At 45.6% G+C, this 21401-nt stretch carries 20 protein-coding genes; 6 read left to right on the forward strand and 14 right to left on the reverse strand.

Annotated features, from left to right (window positions below; all coding sequences use genetic code 11):
* Positions 1 to 90 precede the first annotated feature (90 nt).
* Complete coding sequence (rpmB, locus tag VB118_08110; GenBank protein MEA4832563.1) at positions 91 to 279, forward strand: 50S ribosomal protein L28; 189 nt, start codon at positions 91 to 93, stop codon at positions 277 to 279.
* Positions 280 to 388: 109 nt separating this feature from the next.
* Here rpmB and VB118_08115 read toward each other — a convergent pair whose 3' ends face one another.
* The 13 genes from VB118_08115 to VB118_08175 all read right to left on the reverse strand — a co-directional run bounded on the left by VB118_08115 (position 389) and on the right by VB118_08175 (position 12538).
* Positions 389 to 1297 carry a sugar phosphate isomerase/epimerase family protein gene (locus tag VB118_08115; GenBank protein ID MEA4832564.1) on the reverse strand — a complete coding sequence of 303 codons (909 nt, stop codon included), beginning with the start codon at positions 1295 to 1297 and terminating at the stop codon, positions 389 to 391.
* Between the two features lie 99 nt (positions 1298 to 1396).
* Positions 1397 to 2161: a hypothetical protein gene (locus VB118_08120; protein MEA4832565.1), complete on the reverse strand. Its 765-nt coding sequence runs from the start codon at positions 2159 to 2161 to the stop codon at positions 1397 to 1399.
* Positions 2162 to 2363: 202 nt separating this feature from the next.
* Complete coding sequence (locus VB118_08125) at positions 2364 to 3206, reverse strand: GNAT family N-acetyltransferase (GenBank protein ID MEA4832566.1); 843 nt, start codon at positions 3204 to 3206, stop codon at positions 2364 to 2366.
* A 20-nt stretch (positions 3207 to 3226) separates the two neighbouring features.
* On the reverse strand, positions 3227 to 3973 hold the full coding sequence (locus VB118_08130) for an amidohydrolase family protein (protein ID MEA4832567.1): 747 nt from the start codon (positions 3971 to 3973) through the stop codon (positions 3227 to 3229).
* A 681-nt stretch (positions 3974 to 4654) separates the two neighbouring features.
* Positions 4655 to 5650 carry a Gfo/Idh/MocA family oxidoreductase gene (locus tag VB118_08135; GenBank protein ID MEA4832568.1) on the reverse strand — a complete coding sequence of 332 codons (996 nt, stop codon included), beginning with the start codon at positions 5648 to 5650 and terminating at the stop codon, positions 4655 to 4657.
* Between the two features lie 110 nt (positions 5651 to 5760).
* Positions 5761 to 6411 carry a hypothetical protein gene (locus tag VB118_08140; protein ID MEA4832569.1) on the reverse strand — a complete coding sequence of 217 codons (651 nt, stop codon included), beginning with the start codon at positions 6409 to 6411 and terminating at the stop codon, positions 5761 to 5763.
* Positions 6408 to 7322 carry an RnfABCDGE type electron transport complex subunit B gene (locus VB118_08145; protein MEA4832570.1) on the reverse strand — a complete coding sequence of 305 codons (915 nt, stop codon included), beginning with the start codon at positions 7320 to 7322 and terminating at the stop codon, positions 6408 to 6410. Before VB118_08145 ends, VB118_08140 begins: the two co-directional genes overlap by 4 nt.
* A 17-nt stretch (positions 7323 to 7339) precedes the next feature.
* Entirely contained in the window at positions 7340 to 7927 is a 588-nt protein-coding gene (gene rsxA / locus VB118_08150) for an electron transport complex subunit RsxA (GenBank protein ID MEA4832571.1), read from the reverse strand.
* 1 nt (position 7928) lies between these two features.
* Complete coding sequence (locus tag VB118_08155; protein ID MEA4832572.1) at positions 7929 to 8582, reverse strand: electron transport complex subunit E; 654 nt, start codon at positions 8580 to 8582, stop codon at positions 7929 to 7931.
* Positions 8583 to 8587: 5 nt separating this feature from the next.
* Entirely contained in the window at positions 8588 to 9154 is a 567-nt protein-coding gene (locus VB118_08160) for an FMN-binding protein (protein MEA4832573.1), read from the reverse strand.
* The gene (locus tag VB118_08165) at positions 9151 to 10137 is read right to left on the reverse strand and encodes an RnfABCDGE type electron transport complex subunit D (GenBank protein MEA4832574.1); all 987 of its coding nucleotides are present in this window, start codon (positions 10135 to 10137) and stop codon (positions 9151 to 9153) included. The genes VB118_08160 and VB118_08165 overlap by 4 nt, the downstream gene beginning before the upstream one ends.
* A gap of 65 nt (positions 10138 to 10202) precedes the next feature.
* Positions 10203 to 11507 (reverse strand): electron transport complex subunit RsxC, encoded by a 1305-nt coding sequence (gene rsxC, locus VB118_08170; protein ID MEA4832575.1) that lies wholly within the window; start codon positions 11505 to 11507, stop codon positions 10203 to 10205.
* A gap of 248 nt (positions 11508 to 11755) precedes the next feature.
* Positions 11756 to 12538 carry an HAD-IIA family hydrolase gene (locus VB118_08175; GenBank protein ID MEA4832576.1) on the reverse strand — a complete coding sequence of 261 codons (783 nt, stop codon included), beginning with the start codon at positions 12536 to 12538 and terminating at the stop codon, positions 11756 to 11758.
* Between the two features lie 179 nt (positions 12539 to 12717).
* Between VB118_08175 and VB118_08180 the strand changes: the two genes are divergently transcribed.
* The 5 genes from VB118_08180 to VB118_08200 all read left to right on the forward strand — a co-directional run bounded on the left by VB118_08180 (position 12718) and on the right by VB118_08200 (position 20979).
* The gene (locus VB118_08180; GenBank protein ID MEA4832577.1) at positions 12718 to 13650 is read left to right on the forward strand and encodes an LCP family protein; all 933 of its coding nucleotides are present in this window, start codon (positions 12718 to 12720) and stop codon (positions 13648 to 13650) included.
* 41 nt (positions 13651 to 13691) lie between these two features.
* On the forward strand, positions 13692 to 14744 hold the full coding sequence (locus VB118_08185; protein MEA4832578.1) for a hypothetical protein: 1053 nt from the start codon (positions 13692 to 13694) through the stop codon (positions 14742 to 14744).
* A 443-nt stretch (positions 14745 to 15187) separates the two neighbouring features.
* The gene (locus tag VB118_08190; GenBank protein MEA4832579.1) at positions 15188 to 18214 is read left to right on the forward strand and encodes a family 10 glycosylhydrolase; all 3027 of its coding nucleotides are present in this window, start codon (positions 15188 to 15190) and stop codon (positions 18212 to 18214) included.
* A 361-nt stretch (positions 18215 to 18575) separates the two neighbouring features.
* Positions 18576 to 20039 (forward strand): hypothetical protein, encoded by a 1464-nt coding sequence (locus VB118_08195; protein MEA4832580.1) that lies wholly within the window; start codon positions 18576 to 18578, stop codon positions 20037 to 20039.
* Positions 20040 to 20157: 118 nt separating this feature from the next.
* Positions 20158 to 20979 carry a hypothetical protein gene (locus tag VB118_08200; GenBank protein ID MEA4832581.1) on the forward strand — a complete coding sequence of 274 codons (822 nt, stop codon included), beginning with the start codon at positions 20158 to 20160 and terminating at the stop codon, positions 20977 to 20979.
* Between the two features lie 37 nt (positions 20980 to 21016).
* On the opposite strand, the gene VB118_08205 is transcribed toward VB118_08200, so the two are convergent.
* Entirely contained in the window at positions 21017 to 21376 is a 360-nt protein-coding gene (locus VB118_08205) for a hypothetical protein (GenBank protein ID MEA4832582.1), read from the reverse strand.
* Positions 21377 to 21401: the final 25 nt, after the last annotated feature.

The raw sequence follows: 21401 nt of genomic DNA on the forward strand, positions 1-21401 counted from the left end.
AATTTTTTATACGCTGTGTTATAATCATTCCGTTGCTCAAATCGCGGTGGTTCACCGCGTCCAGAAATTGCTAACGGGAGGTGTTTCGAAATGGCAAAATGCGATATCTGCGGAAAGAGTGTTACCTTTGGCTGCTCGGTTTCCCATTCAAACAGAAAAACCAACAGAGCTTGGAAACCAAACATCAGAAAAGTTAAAGCAATAGTTAACGGCAGCGTGAAAAGAGTGCACATTTGCTCTCGTTGCCTGCGCTCCGGTGAGGTAACCCGCGCCAACTGAGCTTTATTCTTCTTATAGACTGAATAGAATACTCTGCAGAGAAATGATGGCGGTGTCGCAATTGCGGCACCGCCAGGTTTTTGTATTTATATTTGTACTTATGCATGCTTCATTCAGAGGCCTTCGCGATAGCGAGCGCGGCTTCGTGCATTTGTAAAAGAAGCGCGTCGATATCGTCTCCGGATTCCGCGGCTTTATTTATATGAGCGTCGGTCTCGAGAGTGATCGCGCCGGAATAATTAATGTTCTTAAGCGCATTCGCCACGAGCTTAAAATCAAGCGAACAGGTAAAAGGGGTCATGTGGAGATCGCTTATTCCGTCGTTGTCGTGAACGTGCAGGAGGTTCAGCCGGCCACCCAGCGTATTTATCATCTTCTCCGGGGTGACATCGTCAAAGTCTTTACAGTGAATAAGATTGGCGTGCCCGATATCAAGGCAGGCGACAAATCTTTCACCGAGCATATCGCAGTAATCGAGCATTTCCGCGGCAGTTGTGCAGACAGTGGGACAGATACATGATTTTTCATAATCATAGTTGAACATATTCTCAACGCCGAGCCTGACATCTGCCGATTCGAGCGCGGGGATCAGAGAACCGAGCCATTTTAGGTTATATTTTCGTGTCTGAGCGCGGTATTCAAAGTATTTATACCGCGGCGGAATAGCGGGATGGATGACGATATACGGACATTTCATGATTCCCGCGGCACGTATTTCGCGTAAATAAACCGCGCGAATTCTTTCCTCATCTGCGTTATTCTCGGCAAATCCGTATAAATGCGCGTGTGATTGTATTAATGAAAGCCCTATTTCGCGGGCATGAGCGGAGAGACGCATAAAATAATCGTCGAATTCGGTGTCGGAAGCGGCAAGAATGCCGGAACCGTCATCAGGAAGGAAATAAAACGAATAGTCCACAGCGTTAAATCCGGCTTTTTTTATACGGTCAAACGCGGTGAATTCGTCTTTTGAAAACATGGAGACAGCACCGGTGTTGACCGCGACCATTTTCATCATTTATATAACCATACCTTTCCGGAATTGTGCTAAAGGGACCTTTTGGAAAAGGCCCCTTTTAGAATTCCCTGAAAATCATTTTGATTTCGAGGTGAATAATTATTTAATGAAATCCTCAAAGTTGCCGCCGAGCATCATATCCTTTATGTCGTCTGATAAAAGCGATGTCTCGATATTAAGGAGCATACATTTGAGAGAAAGCAGCGGGAAGCACGAACCGAAAACGAGCTTTTCGGGTTTGATCTGCTCGACGGCTTTATCGGCGGTGAACAGCAAATGGTTGAAGCGCGACATATCAACCCATACATTGGGAAGAGAATTGATTTGGCCGCTTACGGAAAACACTTCGCCGATATAAATGTTTGAAATAAGGAATTTTGTATCCGGGCAGCTTTCGCACAACTGCATAATGGCAGGAATTGAAACGCCCGTCTGCTTGAATAAATAGTCTAGGCGGATGTCCTCGGTTCTCACCGTGATTACGACGCGCAGTCCGAGCTTGCCGGCAAGACGGCAGAGAGAAATGACACGGCTGTCGTCGCAGGAATAGCTGTGGTCGGACGGATAAAGACGGATTGCGGCAGCTCCGAGCTTGTTTTTGTATTTATATAGGTCTTCTTCCGCACCCGGAAGAGTAGGATTGACTGTTCCGGCGAAAAGATAAGGAGAACCTTTGAGCATTGCGGCGCATTCCTCGTCGCCTTCATAAGGATCGTTGAAGAAAACGCTGTCGAGACAGCCGACAAGGCCGCCCGAAATGCTGTTTTCCATGTGTACGGCCATGAGGTCGGAGAGCTTTCCTTTATGTAGTTTCCTGAACGGCCAGTTACCTATAAAGCCGCAGGCGTCATAATGTTTTTGCATTTTTTAATCCTTGTATAATGAACATATTGGATTCATCACACATACCTTTCGTTAAATTTGGTATAGACAGCTCTTGCTATCGCAGATGGCTGTGGCTCGGTATTAATAATTACAACAGCTTTGAATTAATTGTTTCTTTGAAAAGCCGCAAGCCACATCTAAGCGTTTTGTTTAAAAAATATTGGACAATATTAAGATGTATTTAGTGGTGAAGTGCTACACTTTCTCGGCTTTTCTCGACATAACCGATTTTCTTATAAATATGCATTGCGTTTGCGTTGTTGGATTCGCAATATGTACAAGGATTCTTGCAGCCACGGCGAATACATTCATTTGTTATATATGCCGCAAGTTTTGTTCCGTATCCTTTACCTACATATGTTCTGTCAACAGCAAGCATTCCCATGCCGGAATTATCATCAAATAAACCGCCAATTCCTATGATTATCCCGTTGTCTTCTAAAACATAATAGCTTTTCTGATTATCTTTATAATCTTTTCGTTCCGCGGCACGTTCTTCTTCGGTACGTTCTTTTATCACATAAGGCAACCCTATTCGAATGTGCATATCGGCATATTCATGTGACCATATATCAGGTGCCGCCGGGTAGTCATCATCTGTATATTCACGGATTCCTTCCGACGGAATGTCAATTATTTCGCCTGAGTGAACTAAGTAGAAATTTGTATTTGTGTAATCAAAGCCAACGGAAAGAGCAAATAAATCGGCTTCTTTTGATTCCAGATAACTTGACCACCAATTGCAGCCGGACGGTTCTATTTGTTTTTTTGCTTCATTATAAATAAACGTGCCGATTCCGCTCCTGCGCAATACCGAAGAAACGTAAATAAACAAAAAGCATGAATACAATGAGTTGTCCGGTACATATAAATGAAGCCACCCGACTATTATTCCATCTTTCTCGGCAACAGAAATTGATTGCTTGGAAAATTCTTTATATTTCTCATAATAATCAGGTTCTGTTATTTGAGCAATAGATTGTTCGTCCGCTTCTTCATATTTTCTTAAAAGTAGATTATTCATTTCTCATTTTAGGTGTAAAATCAAAAGCGGAAGAGCTTTTCGGCGTTGCCGGAAAGGATGTCTGCTCTTTGACTGTCGGTTATATCCGCTTCGAGAATCTGGCCGTAGTTTGTGTTATACGAGCCTGTCATATCGGTGCCGAATACTATTCTGTCTGTGCCTACCTGACTTACAGTATAGTCAAGGTCGTCTCTTCGGTAAATACTGCCGGACATATCGACCGACACGTTTTTATCGTTTCTGATCGCCTTTACTCCGTGATAGCAATTTGCGCCGAGGTGAGCCATGATTATCTTGCTTTCAGGATATCTGAGGGCTATGTTGTGAACATTGGTGCCTACGGTTTCATTGGGCAGCTGATCGACTGTTTTAATAAAGCTGTGGAGCAGGATCGGAATATTGTAATCAATGCATTTTTCGAATATTGGATTGACAGCGGGATCGTCGCAATAGGAAGCGACCCAGAGCTTAACTCCGACGGCGCCGTCCTCCTCAACGCCGCGCTTAAGCACATCCATGCAGTTCGCGTTGAATGGATTGAGATAAACATATCCGGAAAACTGATCCGGATAACGGCGGACGGCATCGGTCACGTGCGCGTTGAGTTCATCAACTTCCGCTTCGCTGGGTGAATACGAATAGAGAGCCGATATTACTATACGGTCGATCGAGTGCCTTTCCATTGCCTGGCGCAATTCCACGATGTCCTCTTCATACTTTCCTTTCCAGAGATGGGTATGAACGTCGATTATTTTAAACTTTTTCATAATTGACCTCTTCTGTTTCTATGTAATATTAATGGGAATCTGTTGATAATGAATGAGTTTTAGGGGATTCTTAAGGACCCTTTTTAAAGAGTCTAAAGCGACAGTGATCAAACGGAAAACCATGTGCTTTGCCAATAATCACAGTCATGACACGAAAAATCTAAAATGAGTTTTAGGGGATTCTTAAGGACCCTTTTTTAAAGAGTCTAAAGCGACAGTGATCAAACGGAAAACCATGTACTTTGCCAATAATCACAGTCATGACACAAAAAATCTAAATGAGTTTTAGGAGATTCTTAAGGACCCTTTTTTAAAGAGTCTAAAGCGACAGTGATCAAACGGAAAACCATGTGCTTTGCCAATATCACAGTCATGACACGAAAAATCTAAAATGAGTTTTAGGAGATTCTTAAGGACCCTTTTTAAAGAGTCTAAAGCGACAGTGATCAAACGGAAAACCATGTACTTTGCCAATAATCACAGTCATGACACAAAAAATCTAAAATGAGTTTTAGGGGATTCTTAAGGACCCTTTTTAAAGAGTCTAAAGCGACAGTGATCAAACGGAAAATCATGTGCTTTGCCAATAATCACAGTCATGACACAAAAAATCTAAAATGAGTTTTAGGGGATTCTTAAGGACCCTTTTCCAAAAGGGTCCTTAAGCGTATCCATCTAACTTTAATGTGCGTCGGCCGGATAGCTTATCCCCGTCTGACGGCGTATTTCGTCACATATTTCCGCTGCGGCAAGCGACATTGGCAGGGGAAACGCAAGAAGCGCATGCTTTGCGCGTTTGAATTCGTTTACGGCGGAGATGAACGCGTCGATTTCATAACACATACTGTCCTGACGCTGATCAAATTCTATGTCTTCGGTTTTTCCGTTCCGGTACTTTATTTCGATTCTGCCGGGAATATTTAGTCTGTCAACGGTCATCGTGGCGTCCTCACCGGCTATTTCACAGGGTAAAAACGAGGTCGATACCTTTGAATAATGAACGCAGGCATCAAAGCTGCCGTAATCAAGCAAGGCGAAGCCGGCGCCGTCAACACCGCCCGGTATTTTAACGGCGGATGCCTTAACTCCCAGTGGTTTTCCGAACAGGAGGAGCATAGGATACAGACAATAAACGCCGAGATCCAGCATTCCGCCGTTGGAAAATTCGGCTTTAAAGGTGTTGACATCGGCTCCGGCTTTATGAGCGTCGTAACGGGAGGAATATTTGGCAAAGGAAAAAAAAACGCTCCTGATTTGCCCGAGCTTATGTAGATTGCTTTGCACGGCAATGAAGCCGGGCATATATGCTGATTTATATGCTTCCGCAAAGAACACGCCGTATTCGTTCGCGCAGGAGGTGACGCATCTTACCTCGGCGGCGTTCGAGCATAACGGCTTTTCGCAAAGCACGTGCTTACCGGCACGCAAAAAAAGCTCGGACTGAGCTGCGTGCAAAGAATTCGGGCTTGCTATATACACACAGTCTATATTTTTGTCGCGGCTCATAGCAGCGATATCGTCATAAATGGTTATTGCGCCGAATCGGTCGGCGACGGAGCGCGCCTTTGATATATCCCGGGAATATACAGCGTAAAGTCTGTATTCGGGATTTGTGCACGCGGTATTCCAGAATTCTTCGGAAATGAAACCGGTGCCTATCGTAGCAAAATTAAGCATTATTAACCTTGATATAAAAATCTTTCAGTAGAGCTTTTAGAATATATATAAGTTTCTTGCCGGGGTTCTTTTCAAAGAAGCCGCGTATCTCTTCTTAATCCTCGAACAAATCAGTCTGAGTTTTGATTGTTAATTGTTTCTGTAAGCGTTCCGGGATTGGAGAGAAGCCCTCCGGTTGCTATTTCGGCAAAAGCTGGATTGTCGGCGAACAAAAGCTTTCCTGAGCTGTCACGGGAAAGACTTAATGTGATATCCTTTGAAACATATTCATAGCTGTCTTCGGCGATAAAACGGACGACTATGCCGTCGAAAGCTTTTTCGCGATCAAGAAGCTCTATTTCGTCGAGCTTTGAGGTCAGAATATATGTCTTATAGGTGTTGAAAACATCCTTCGCAAAGGAAGAACAGTCCTTAAATTTTACTCTTAATGCTATATCGCACCCGTTTCCGGTCTCTGTAATCGAAAGAATGCTGTATTTAATTTTTAAAGCAACGCTGCGTAAAAACATAGTCGAAGAAGGTATCTGTTCGCAAAGATATGAATAAGCTTCAAACTGCTCGTCGGAAAAGCTCCAGAAATAAACGTCGCCGTCTTTTAAGGAAATCAGTTTTTCCATGTCCTCGGAGGAATAATTCCTGAAGGCTTCAAAAAGTTGTTTTACCGCGTTTCTTTCATCCGGATGATTCGAAGCGGAACAGGAGATAAGAAAAGAGGCGATTATCAAAAGCAAAAAGCCATATGAAATGTGTTTTGTTTTCATTGTTTATTATTTGAATCTTTTACGTTAGTTTCTGCGGTTGATACGGCAGTTATTCCTCTGTCGGGAGACAAATCCTCGTCTCCGCGTGTGATTCCATCCTCAATCTGAGCCTTGCTTGACCATATGATTTTGCGCGGACATACTTTTTCACATTCACCGCAATGCTGGCACAACGTGTAGTCGATCTCCGCGACTCCTCCGTTGACCTTTATCGCGCCGTATTTGCATGCCTTTTCGCAAAGCCTGCAGCCCAGGCATCCCACGTCGCAATATTTTCTGGTGACCGCGCCCTTGTCCACAGACATACAGCCGATCCAGTATTTTGCGTCATAAGGTATTAATTTTATTATCTGCTTAGGGCAGGCCTTTACGCACATACCGCATGCGTGGCATTTTATGTAATCGACGGCCGCGACGCCGTTTATAATGTGTATGGCATCGAATTTACAGGCCTGTACGCAGCTGCCCATGCCGATGCATCCGTTAGGACACATTTTACTTCCTCCGGCAAGACGCATAGCGGCGTTGCAGTCCGTAAGGCCGTCGTACAGGTATTTTTTCTTTGCCAGATCGTTGGTGCCGCTGCACATAACCTGTGCGCGGTATCGAATTTCGCCGGAAGAAGGAGCTTCACCGAGCTCCGCGGCAATCTGGACATGAATCTCATGAGAAGCAACAGGGCAGGTGTCGTATTTCGCCTTTCCTGAGGCAATCGCCTCTGAAAGCGCCGCGCAGCCCGCAAATCCGCAGCCGCCGCAATTGGCGCCTGGCAAAAGCAAGGCGATTTTTTCGGCGGTAGGGTCTGATTTCACCTCAAAGATCTTCCCGAATATTGCGAGCAGAAGTCCGAAAACTCCGCCCAAAAGCAGAAACCATAAAAAGGCCCATAGGATCGTCTGTGTTGTAGGCATATTATGTTTTACATCCTTTAACCCAGATTTATTCCGGAAAAACCGGTGAACGCAAGTACGATTATACCCGCGCTGACAAGAGCGAGCGGAAGCCCTCTGAAAGCTTTCGGCGGGTCGGTGAATTTAAGTCTTTCGCGGACGCCCGCAAATATAAGTATCGCAAGCGTGAAGCCGAGAGCGGAGGAAAAACCGAAGCATATCGACTGAATGAGGTTGTATCCGTTCTGAATATTCAGAAGCGCCGCGCCCAATACTGCGCAGTTGGTGGTTATCAAGGGCAGATATATCCCAAGTGCCTGATACAGTGCCGGGACGAATTTCTTCAAGAACATCTCGATAAGCTGCACGAGCACGGCGATGACGAGGATGAACGCGAGCGTTGTGAGAAACTCAAGTCCGCTGGGGACGAGGATATAAGTATAAACCAGCCACGTGACAGCCGAAGAGAGCGTCATGACAAAGGTGACGGCCAGCCCCATTCCGAGAGCGTTGGACGGCTTGTCTGAAACGCCGAGAAACGGACATACGCCGAGAAATTTAAGAAAAATAATGTTCTCAACGACGATAGCCGTGAACATCAATAAAACAAGCTCTTTAAGATCCATATCAGCCTTTTCCTCCGTTTGCTTTTGCTTTATCGGCTTTTACCGCTCTGAGGTTGTTTATGTAGGCGGCGAGAGCGATCACACAGCCGAGAGTAATAAACGCTCCGGCAGGCGTGACGAATGAAAGAATCGGGACATATCCGTCGGGCATTATCTGTACGCCGCATATCGTTCCGTTTCCGAAAATTTCTCTGATCGCGGAAACAACGATGAGGGCAAGAGTGTATCCGAGTCCGGCGCTCAGTCCGTCGACGGCGCTGGGAAGCACGGAATTCTTTGATGCGAATGCCTCCGCGCGGGCGAGAATGATGCAGTTGACGACGATCAAAGGGATGAAAAGCCCGAGCGATTTGTCAAGGGCCGGGAAATATGCCTTCATGATGAGCTCTATAATGGTGACAAAGGTTGAAATAATAACGATATAGGATGCGATTCTTATCTGACGCGGAATTATTTTTCTCACAAGGGATATAAATATATTGGAGAAGATAAGAACAACGGTAACGCACAGCCCCATGGCTATGCCGTTGGGAACGCCGGTCGTTATGGCAAGGGTGGAACACATACCGAGCAGTTGTACGAAAATCGGGTTCTTATCCCAGAGACCGTCGGTCAGTATCTTTTTATAATTCGTCTTTTCACATTTTTCGGCCATCTCGTTCATTCCTCCTTGTACAGTGCTTCACATGCGGTGATCGCAGCCTTTACGCCGCGTAAAACGCCCCTGGAGCTGTAGGTCGCGCCTGAAATGGCATCCACTCCGTTGCCGAAATTGACATCGGAACCGGCCCCCGCATATGTCGAGAGATAGGATTCATTGTTGACACGGCTACCGATCCCGGCAGTTTCTGAAATTGAGATTATAGCTATTTTAATGACCTTGAAATCGGTGGATATCCCTATTATCATGGTAATGTCGTTGGCAAATCCGGACGGACTGACTTCGGCCGCATATCCAAGCACGGAGCCGCCGGCATCGTAAACGGTCATTACGCGATCGACATCCTTGTCGGCTTCATATTTGGCTTCGGTTCTGGAGGAATAATCGGGGAAAATGCCCGACAGAGCGGATTTTACTTCGACTTCTGAATTTGCCGCTATTATAGGGGCGGTGACGACATAGGCGGCGGCAAGCAGAGAGGCGCATATCGTGCATACTGCGAGGAGCACGAGAGCGGTTTTTAAAATGCCGGGCATATCTGATGAGCTGATTTTATTGATATTCATTTTGGATCGCCCCCGAATCTTACAGGCTTTGTATATCGGTCAAGATACCAGACAAACAGGTTCATTATGAGAATGGCAAAGGATACGCCTTCGGGGTATCCGCCGAAATATCTGATAAAAACAGTGAGCACACCGCATCCAGCGCCGTAAATAAGACGTCCGTTCGGCGTGGCGGGAGAGGTGACATAATCTGTCGCCATAAAGAACGCGCCGAGCACGAGACCTCCCGTAAGAAGCTCATTCAGCATGAACTCAATGGTTATGGAGTTGCGCGGGAAAAAATATGTAATAATGGCGACGGTGAGAATATACGAAACCGGGATATGCCAGGTGATTACTCTGCGGACAAGCAGATATATTGCTCCGACGAGAAGCATAAGCACGCTGACTTCTCCGATGCATCCTGCGTTTTTACCGAATAAAAGATCAAGCAGACTTTCCGACGGGAATTGGCCCTGCTTCAACATTGCCAATGGCGTGGCGGAGGCGACGGCGTCGATATCGGAGGGCTTGAGCGTCAGCGCAAACGCGCTGAGGGACGATTCCGGCTTTACAAATGAACTCATCGCTCCGGGAAATGATACAAACAAGAATATCCTTGCGCATATTGCGGGATTGACAATGTTGCGCCCTATTCCTCCGAACAGCTGCTTTACGATGACAACAGCAAAAAAATCTCCTATTATGACCATCCAGAGCGGAATTGTAACCGGAAGGCAAAAGGCCAGCAGCACGCCGGTGACTGTCGCGGAGAAATCCGTGACCGTAAGAGGCTTTTTCATGATAAGCTGATATAAAAGCTCAAACAGTACGGAAAAGATAACGGAAACGAGCAATATCGTAACGGAGCGATATCCGAAAGCATATACGCTCCATATCGCGGCGGGAACGAGTGCAATCAGGACATCGGTCATTATAACGCGCGTGGAATCCTCATGCTTTATATGCGGAGAGGATGAGATGCGCAGAAGGTCCGAATTCATTTTTTATAACCATGCCTTTCCCGGATACCGGCACAACAAACGCGCCTTCCGGTCTTCCTTTTTTATCATTTCTTTTGAGTCAGCTTGCTTTTCGCAATGCGTATATATTGTATAATAGGAATGTTTCCCGGACAAACATACGTACAGCAGCCGCATTCAACACAGCTTTTAACCCCGAACGCGTCGCAGCTTTCGTAATCGTTTATTTTTGAATATGCGGCAAAATAGCATGGCATAAGGTGCATCGGACACACGCCGACGCATCGGCCGCAATGGATGCAATTCGGAATTTCCCGGTGATACATATCCTTTGACAGCGCGAGAATTCCTGCCGTGCCCTTTGTGACCGGCGCGTTTTCATCCCACTGGGCAATGCCCATCATAGGACCTCCGCTTATTATCCGGTCAGGTCTTTTTGAAAAGCCTCCGCAGAAATTGATTATATCTGAAAACGGCGTTCCAATCGGAACGATTACGTTTCCGGGATTGACGATACAGTCGCCGTCGACGGTGACGACGCGTTCGGTTACCGGCATTCCGGTCGAAAAGGCGCGGTATACCGCGAAGCAGGTTTCGGCGTTGAATACGACATATCCGAGATCCGAGGGCAGCTTTCCGGCGGGAAGCTCCTTATGCTCGAAGGCGTATATCAGCTGGCGCTCGTCGCCCTGAGGATATTTGGTTTTCAATACCTTTACCGACAGCAATGAATCACCCTTGAGCAGCTTTTTGAGGTCGGCTATGGCATCGGGCTTGTTGTCCTCGATGGCAATATATCCTGTTGTGACGCCGCATGCTTTCAAAAGAATTTTTGCGCCGTATATAATATCCTTTGCGTTTTCGGCTATCAGGCGGTGATTCGCGGTGAGATACGGCTCGCATTCGGCGCAGTTGATGATCAGCTTTTGGGCTTTTCCGATAGCGGATTTGATCTTCGCGTGAGTCGGGAACGTGGCTCCGCCCATTCCCACGATTCCCGCGCGGCGCACGGTATCGATGATTTCGTCGGAACTAAGCTCCGATATTTTCTTTTCACATGGTTTTATATCCGGAGAAACGGCACCGGAATAATCGTTTTCGATTACTATATAGTCGTCTCTGCGGCCGTTCTGATTAATTGCGGATTCAATTCGGAGCACTTTTCCCGCGATTCCGGCATGAATGCAGGCGGAGAGGCCGTTATTGTTTTCTCCGATGAGCTGTCCTTTTGAAACAACCTCCCCCGGCTTCACGACTGGTATACAGGCAAGCCCGATATGCTGGGACATCGGAACACGGATGTATGCCGGTTCACGCGGACGGGTTATCGTACATTGATCCGTATTTTTATTCTCCGGCAGATGAATACCGCCTCTGAATGTTAAGGACATAAATTTAAATTCCTTTTAAAGGTTTAATATGTAAAGCCTGCCTGATACGGCGGCAAATATGCTTATTAATGAAAACCTCTGATTATTATACAGCATCATCGATGCTATTTCAAGACTGTTTATTAAAACGGCAATTAAATAATGTTGTTTTATAAGACGAAAAAGCCCATATACCAAAGCTTTTTTCTCTTTTGGCGGCAATCATTCAAATCGCCGAGTTAATGGGCAAAATAAAATACAGTGCGTTATTAAAGAATTTCCGCAACAGAACGCACAATAAAATCGGGCCGCATGTCGTCCGGCGCTTTTTCTGCAGCTTCCGCGCTTGTTTCGCCGGAGAGAACGAGCACGGAGGTCATCCCGTGGCGCGTTCCGGCCGCTATATCCGTGTAAAGCCGGTCGCCGACGATTGCGGCCTCGTCTCTGTTTCCGCCGCAAAGAGAGGATATAAAATCTGCTGTCTCCTTTTCCGGCTTGCCGAAAAATCGCGGCAATTTTCCGGTGGAGGCCGAAATGAGAGCGGCTATCGAGCCGCTGTCCGGAATAAAGCCTGTTTCGGTGGGGCAGTTTATATCCGGATGAGTTGATAAAAATTCTGCTCCTTCGCGGATAAGATTGCAGGCGGTTGCGAGCTTTTCGTATGTAAGCGTCGTATCAAACGAGCAAACGACGATCTCGGCGCCGATGCCTGTGCGTGACACGGGAACTCCGGCGGATTCGAAAAGAGAAATCAAAGCCTCTGTGCCCACGACATAAACCGGTTTTCCGGCACGTTGTTTCAAAAGAAAATCCGCCGTAACGTCGCCGGAGGAATAAACTTCTCCCGATTCAGCATTGAATCCCAGCGATATCAGGCGGTTATAATATGTTTCTTTTGACTTTGAGGTGTTGTTTGTGAAAAAAATAACGCTGCGTCCGCAAGACTTTATCCTTTGTACAAATTCCGGTGCTCCCGGAATCGGTATGTTTCCCAAATATAAAGTACCGTCCATGTCAAGGACATACTTTTTTATATCCGGCAGATAAAGCATATTGGTTCCTCAGTCGTTTTTCATGTTATTGTATTCAGTATATCACAAATTCCGTTTATACACAACCGGAATTGCCGAAATTCGCAAAAATATATTGATATTTTTCAACGCTTGATTTATACTGTATGTATTATGTAAAATCGCTACGACTTTTTTAAACACTAAAACTGAAGGTCCAAATGAAATATTCGCTTAGAAATTTTTTTATAATATTTATTATTTCCGTTGTTATATTTACGGCAGCTGCTTTTTATGCCGTGAAGTTTGTGCAGAACTATCTTGCCGATACACTGGGCAATATGCCTAAACCCGGAGAAACACAAACGGAGACCGGGATTCCGGGCACCGATCCCGTTATCACCGAGACCGGCGGCGATAATCCCATCACGAATAATGGGACATTTTGCGTTCTTCTCGCGGGTATTGACGGCAGGACCGGATTCGCCGATGCCATGATGCTTGCCAGATTCGATAAGACGCAGAAAACCGTCATGTACACCTCCATATCTAAGGACACTCGCCTTTTTATTGACGGATCTTATAAAAAGCTCGGAGATGTCTATGCTTCCCGCGGCGGAAAATTCATATGCGGAAAGGTGTCGGCGATAACCGGAATTAAAGTGGATAATTATGTTGCGATTACCGAAGATGGATTTGCCGACATAATTGATGCGATAGGCGGCATATCATATTATGTGCCTCAGGACATGCATTACGAAGCGCCTGATATAGATCTTGTAATCGATTTGAAAAAAGGGCAGCAGAAGCTCAGCGGGCAAACCGCTCTGGATATGTTGCGCTTCCGCATATATCCTAACGGCGACCTGGGTCGGTGCGAGTTGCAAAGAAAATTTGTGAAGGCGTTCTGCGAGTCGTTTCTGACGCCGTCAAACATCTCCAGGCTGCCGGAAATAATCACAATACTTTATGAAAGCATAACCACGGAGTTTACGGCGGAATCGCTTATCGGCAATTCTGAAATCGTGTTTTCCTTCGGCGAATACGCATCCACAGAGCTTGTTTATCCGGGCGAAGTAATGAATGAAGACGGGGACACGTTTTTCATTCCGGATATAGACGCCGCTCTTCAGCTCTACAGAAATTATAAATAAAATAATCCCCGCGCAGTATTCGGGGTCGAAAGGAAAAATATATGGACATAAGAAAAAAAACCCTTAAGCTCGGCGTCGCTTATCACGGCAACAGAATGACGCATCACGCAATGGAGGATTTTCGCGATATTGCCAATCATAATATGAGTCTTGTCGTGCATATGCTTTCTCATACGGACTGGGACAGACATCTCACGGTTATGAAGGATCAGGTTTCGATCTGCGATGAGCTGGGAATCGAATCGTGGATGGACAACTGGGGTCTCGGAGGCCCTCCCGGCGATAAATCTCATTTTCTGGCATATTACCCGGACAGCCATATGTATTATTCAAACGGAGCTATGGATCCCGTCCGTGCCTGTCTCAACAGCCCTGACTTCAGAAAATTCACAAAGCAATGGATAGACGCCGTTGTTTATACCGGAGCGAAGACAATTTTTTGGGACGAGCCGCATATTCCGTTAAAATACGAAGACGACAAGACATATTATGCCTGCGCATGCCCAAGGTGCAAGAAGCTGTTCGAAGAAAAATACGGAAAGCCCATGCCGGAATTCGCCGATGACGACGTAAATAATTTCCGTGTCGATACAATCGTCGATTATTTCAGTGAGGTCACTGAATACGCCGCTTCAAAGAATATTGTAAATACAATATGCGTAATGCTTGGAACGCATCACGGCATCAGCCTTGAGAACATTGAGCGCATATGCAGCCTTCCATACCTTAATAATGTCGGCAGCGATCCTTACTGGCTCGGTCAAAAGGATGTTAATCCTTACGAATATGTCTACAACGGTACAAAGGCGAACCTTGCCGTCAGTGAAAAGTGCGGCAAGGATCATAACATATGGATACAGACTTTTGGCAATCCGCGCGGACGCGAGGAGGAAATAGTGGCCGCCGCGGAGGGAGCTTACGACGCTGGCGCGCGTACGATCATAGCATGGGGTTATTATGGCAGCATTTCAAACGATTACCGCGCCGCCAATCCGGAGATGACATGGAAGAAGACCTGCGACGCAATGGAGAGAATTTATAATATGGATCGCGATGAAACGCTGAAGATAAACCGCGCTCTGTTTAAAAAATAAAAACAATCTTCTGCCTTCCGCAAATATACGGGCAGATAAAAACAAACGGCTGATCCGGATGACGGACGGAACGTATTTTACATATTATTATAATTTCATTTTGATGTGCGCTCCGTCCCACGGCAACCGGGTTATCAGAAAACGTCGGAAAACAAATTTGCCACTTTGCTTCCGATCGGATTATTCAATGATAATTATTTGCCACGGGACGGAGAATTTTTGTTCACATGTGCATTATTAAAACGGCATTAAAATAAGTCGCGTTTATAAGAGATAAAAACCCATATACCATAGCCTTTTCTCTATTTGGACGGTAATTATTATTTAATTGCCGAGTTAATAATCAGAAATCCCGGTTACAGCAGAACGAGAAAAAGCAGTTTTTTCGTTTCTCCATCCCATATTAAAGTTAGTTTAAATTATATTTGATTGAGATAATAACCATGAATAATAAAAAATCGTTTGTCGTAACATTGACAGCTCTTTTGCTTGTGACGGTTTTATTTGCCACAAGCCTTTTCGTGTTTGCGTCAAAGCTCGGCGAGCATTCCTCGGCGGCCGATGTCGCGACCGGAGAAAACAGCGGCGAAAATCCTGACAAAGTGTATACGGGAATTGAGGAGGACACTGAAATGCGCGGAATATGGATTGCGACGGTCAGCAATATTAATTTTCCGTCAAGACCGGGCTTAAGCGCCGATCAGCTTAAGGCCGAGCTGGATGACATTGTTGCGACCGCAAAGGCCGCGGGGATGAACAACATATATTTTCAGGCGCATCCTTGCTCTGATTCGATGTTTGATTCAAAGCTTTTCCCCGTTTCCTCATTTTTGTCTGAAAACGGCTCGCTTCCGGACGGCTTCGATCCGCTCAAATACATAATCGAAATTGCACATAAAAATAACATAAAACTGTCTGCCTGGATAAATCCCTACAGAGTCACATATTCGGAGGCCGCATCGAAACAGGCGGCGTTCGACACTCTTCCGGACGGACATATAGCAAAGAAAAATCCGGATTGGATCGTCGAATATAACGGCAGACTTTATTTCAATCCCGCGCTTCCGGAGGTTAGGGCATATGTGATTGCCGGGATCGAGGAAATAGTAAATAATTATGATGTCGACGGCATACATATTGACGATTACTTTTATCCGTATCCGGTTACGAATTCCGGAGAAACGCTTGAATTTGACGACGCGGCTGCATACGCGAAATACGCGGAAAACAACGTTTCGCTGGGCGATTTCAGACGCGGCTGTGTGAACACTCTGGTCAAAGGGATATATGATGCGATAAAGGCGGCGAAGCCCGCTGTCAGATTCGGAATAAGCCCGTTCGGAATATGGGCAAACAGCTCGCACAATCCCATGGGCAGCGATACCAATGGACTTGAAAGTTATTATGATATATACTGTGATCCGCTCGCCTGGATCAAGGGCGGATATATAGATTACATTTGTCCCCAAATTTATTGGAATTTCCAGAATTCCGCGGCGGCGTTTGATATTCTTGTCAAATGGTGGAGCGCGCAGGTCGACGGCACGGATGTGGATCTGTATTTCGGACATGCGGCGTACAGAGTGAGCGAATTTCCGGCCGGCGCGGATGAAATAATGCAGCAGATAACCTTCGCGCGCTCATGGATGGGATATAAGGGCAGTGTATTTTATGGTTATAAACAGATAAAGGACAACCAATGCGGCATTTTTGACGCGCTTTCTGAAATGTATGCGCAGCCGTGCTCTGCACCGGACGCGCATTCGGACGGAAAAGGCGTTTCGCTTAACAAGCCAAATAATAACTCATCGACGACTTATTCGGCGCTGTATGCGCTGGGTACTTCGGATCCGGCATATCCTGTATATTATAAAGGAATAAAGATTCCGAGGACGAAGAACGGATATTTTTCACTTTATTTCCCCTTGAATATCGGAACTAATACTTTTGTGCTTACGCAGAACAGCACGGATTACACGACTGTCGTAAACAGAAAAGCTGTATCTACTGATACTTCGTACGCCCAGATGTCGAATTTTGTCATAAACAGCATCTTTCCTTCATCTGAAGCCATGCTTATGCCGGGAGACAAGCTCACGATTCTTTGCACCGCGCCGGCGGGATCGAAGGTGATGGCATACATAGGTGAATATTCCGTTGAGCTCAGCCCGACAATCAACCCGCCCATGAATTCGACGTATATGGCGGAAAATTATTGCGGTATATGGACGGTGCCGTCTTTTGAAAACGGCTCGGCTCCGGTGACGGTAAGCGCTCTGAGGATCGACGCGGTCTTCAAAGACGAAACAAAAACCGCTTATGGAGGAGTAATTAAGGTCATTCCTCCGGGCTGCACACCGGTAATCGAAGTTAAAAACAGTTATTCTTATTTGAAAATATCTCCGACGAGTTCATTTTATGACGACTACCTAAACGCCGAAAAAGGAATGCGGGACTATGTAGTCGGACTCGACAGAGGATATTATAAGCTGAAATTCGGCGGATATATATCAAAGGATGACGTTACATTTAAAGAAAACGGGACTTTGCTTACGAACCGGGTTATAACGGCCGCTTCACAGAAGAAAACGGATGTGATGGAATTGAGATTCGGCGTTACGGAAAACGTGCCGGTCAACGCCGTATGTAAAAACGGAATTTTTACGTTGACGATGTATAATACCTCCGCGGATTATGCGCCGGATTTGACTTTTGAGAACAATCCTATATTCAAATCGGCGTCGGTGACTACCTCGGCCAAAGCATCGACCGTCACATACACGATATATCTGAAAGCGTCCGATAATTATTACGGCTTCAGCATGATGTACAAGAGCTCCACGCTCGTCCTTTCATTCAAGCTGCCGCAGACGATTCCGGAAGGAGAAAAGCCTCTTGCCGGCAAAGTGATAATAGTTGACGCGGGTCACGGAGGAACTGATAACGGAGCAGACGGCTTTATCGGTGAAATAGATGAGGCATATATGAATCTACTTGTCGCAATGAAGCTTAAGGACAGGCTCGTTTCGCTCGGAGCCGAAGTCATAATGACACGCGAATCGGACGTATATTATGATTTGAATTACAGAATGAAATTATTAAATGATGTGTGTCCCGATCTTTCAATTTCGGTTCATCATAATTCCATCTCTTATGATGAGAACCCCAATCGGGTTAGAGGCTTTGTCGGTCTGTACTGCAACGAGGACGGCAGATTGTTGGCGAAATGCCTATCCGAAAAGATGACTGACGAGCTTGATATTCTGCAAAGAAGCACGGCATATCAGATGCTTGCGATGTGCCGGAATTACAAATTCCCGCAGACGTTGTTAGAATGCGGATTCATGTGCTCCGCGTATGAATATGAGCAGATGCAACGCCCGGATTACGCCGACAGATGCGCGGAGGCCGCGGCGCAGGGAGTTTTGGGCTTCTACAAGGCTCAGGCGGCATATCTCAACGGACAGTAAATCGAATAATCCCAAATAATGCAGATTACCCGCCGGAAAACATTAGAATTTTCGGCGGGTACGGTTTTATTGTCGAACCGGTCTTTGAATTGTTGAATGATTGTTCGTACGACCTTGCTTATTTTGATCAGACACATTTATGGCGATAATTTATAAATATAGCTTAAATTATCATAAAATTTTTGTCGATAAGGATGGTATTTTATTGAAAATGTGTTAATAGGTATTGAATTATTATATTTTCCAGTGTATAATATTTATAAATGCATTGGATGATTCATAATAAATCGCTTTGATTCATATCAAAGAATGAACCTGGGCATCCTATAAGCAAATAAGGAAGAGAGGATATTTATTTTTCATGAAAAAGCAAATCGCAAAGGCCGCGGCCATACTTATCGCAGCCGCCATGTTGATACCGCTGGTATCATGCGCTCCGAAGGAGCCGATCAAAACCGGAAATAACACAGGCGCAACAGTGACAAAGACAGCAACAGAGGAGATCACGGAGGAAAAAGAACCTGATCTTGTAATGCCGGAGGGCATGCTGGACAGGGAATTCAGAATACTCGGAACAAGCGCTGAAGAATATAATAACAACCTTGATATTTTTGCAACAGAAAAACTGGACGAGCCGATCAACGACTCGGTATATGACAGAAATCAAAAGCTGCTCGACAATTACGGCATCACAATAACCGGAACCATCAGCACAACCGTTTATTCTGACGCGCAGAAAAACATTCAGGCTAACGACGATGTATACGATATGTATATGGTGCCGATGAACGACGCGTCCACGCTGGCTATGCAGGACTACCTTGTCGATCTGAAAACCATCGAATGGCTCAATATAGACAATCCGTGGTGGGATCAGAACGCAAACCGTGACCTTTCAATTAACCATAAGATATATTTTACGACAGGAGATATAAGCCTTCTTGACGAAGACCTTTGCTTCTGCATAATATTTAACAAGGATGCTCTTCAGACGCTCAATCTTCCCGATCCTTACCAGATGGTAAAGGACAAGACATGGACGATTGACAATTTCATGAACATCATAAAAGACGTTTACACGGACGACGGAAACGGAAAGCCGGACACCTATGACCAGTGGGGTCTTATGACGCATGTCAATAACGCCACTGTATGGTATCTCGGAACCGGCGAAAGAATGATCACAAAAGACGAAAACGATCTGCCGGTATTCGGAATGGATTCTCCGCGCGCGGCGGAGGCTATGGAAAAAGTGCTTTCCGCTATGACAAGCGATAAAATAATACGCGGCGAGGATATCACCAATGACAGATGGGCCACACAGCTTGCGATGACAGTCGACGGCAGAAGCGTTTTCCGCTCGACCATCTTCTCCGTTGCAAGAGATCTCCGCAGTATGAAAATGGATTTCGGTATTCTTCCGAATCCGCTTCTCGACGAGAACCAGGAAAATTATTGCACATTTACCAGCGCATGGCAGTATCTGCCCGGCGTCTGCGTACCGACTACTAATTCGTCGCTTGAAGAAACCGGCGCCATACTCGAAGCCATGGCATATTGGGGCCACGAAATTATCAAGCCGGCATTCTATGACGTTTCTCTCAAGGGAATATTGCTCCGTGATGAAGAATCGAAAGATATGCTTGATATCATATTCGGATCGAAGGTTTACGATATCGGATATATCTACGATATAGGCGGCATGCGCTGGATCCTTCGCGACCTCGCGCAGCAAAAGAGCACCTCTTTCTCGTCAAGCGTGGATGCAATACGCGATAAAGTCAATACCGGCATTGAGGATCTGATCACAAAATACGGCGCTTAAAGAGAAAAGCTCATCTGCTAGAGACTTTTCTTGCTAAAACAGTAATTATCGTCACTTTAAATAATTGAAATTGCGCGGAGACCGCTTAAAAGGCCTCCGCGCTTTGTTAAGGAGCAATATGAACGGAAAAAACAGCGCGTCAAGATACGCTTCAATTTACGTAAAAGCTCGCGGAAGTCTTCTTACCATGCTGATACTTACAATAATTAATGTCATACTTATTTATACAGACGCAAGTATAAGCTTCCCGTTCTCGGCCAGCTTTCCGCAGATAGCAGTGGTTGTCGGAAACCAACTCGCTTTTCAAAGTGGAAACAACGCATGGATATATTTTGCCGCCGCGCTGACCATTATTTCAATTGTTCCGTATTTTATATGCTGGTATCTGTCAAAAAGCCCGAATATATCAATGCTTGTCGCTTTGATATTTTTCTGCGTTGATACAATATTCCTGATTTTTCTTGCTTTCCTTGCGTTTGATACATATTTGATTATGGATTTTGCCTTTCACGGCTGGGTGATATACTCTCTGGCGATTGGCGTCTCCGCCGCGTTCAAATTTAAAAAGCTTCCGCCCGAACAGCTTGCGGAAGCCTTTAACGACATTAATAAGAATCAAAGACCTGTGTTCGACCCGAAATTATACAGCGAAGAAGCTTCCGCGCTTAGAGATGATGTTTCCGGAAAAGGAAGGCAGATTATTTCGGCTGTAAACGGAGCAGACACGGTTATTGTTAAGCGCAGATACGGTGTGACGGAGCTAATTATTAATCAAAAGGTTTACGCCGAATATAAAGGCCTGTTGGAAGTGTCTTATTATATAGTAGCAAATGTCGGAGGCACTGTATACCGCACCGAGTTTGTGTCGAACGGTTTCTCGGGGATTCAAAGACTGTATGCCGATGAAAAATGTATAGGAGAAAAAAAGAGGATCAGATAAAAGGTCTCTATGCCTGGTTTACTGCGTATATCGGCGGTCAGTCCGCCGCATACGAATCGGATTCCGAAATAATCCCTCCGCATTGCCGGATTATACGCATGACATTATAAAGAGCCTGATCGTCAAAGCTGACCCTGAGCCTGTGGGGTCTGCGCGTGGGATCCGTTGAGTTCGAATTATATCCCTTTATTGCAAACGGGGTATCTCCGTAAGGATTTCCGTTGTCGATTCCCCAGTAAGCATTAAGCCCGCAGTCATTTGAAAACAGCCCGTGCCTCGGCATGGCCGAACCGGGATTTTCATTGGTAAGAGAAACGTAATCCGAGTATGGATTAAGCTGCAGTATACAAAGCTCGGCGTCTTCCGCGCCGGAAAAGTAGGCGGTTATAGATTTCATGATTATATTCCTTTTTATTGTAATA

Source organism: Oscillospiraceae bacterium, assembly GCA_034925865.1.
Lineage (GTDB): Bacteria > Bacillota > Clostridia > Oscillospirales > SIG627 > SIG704.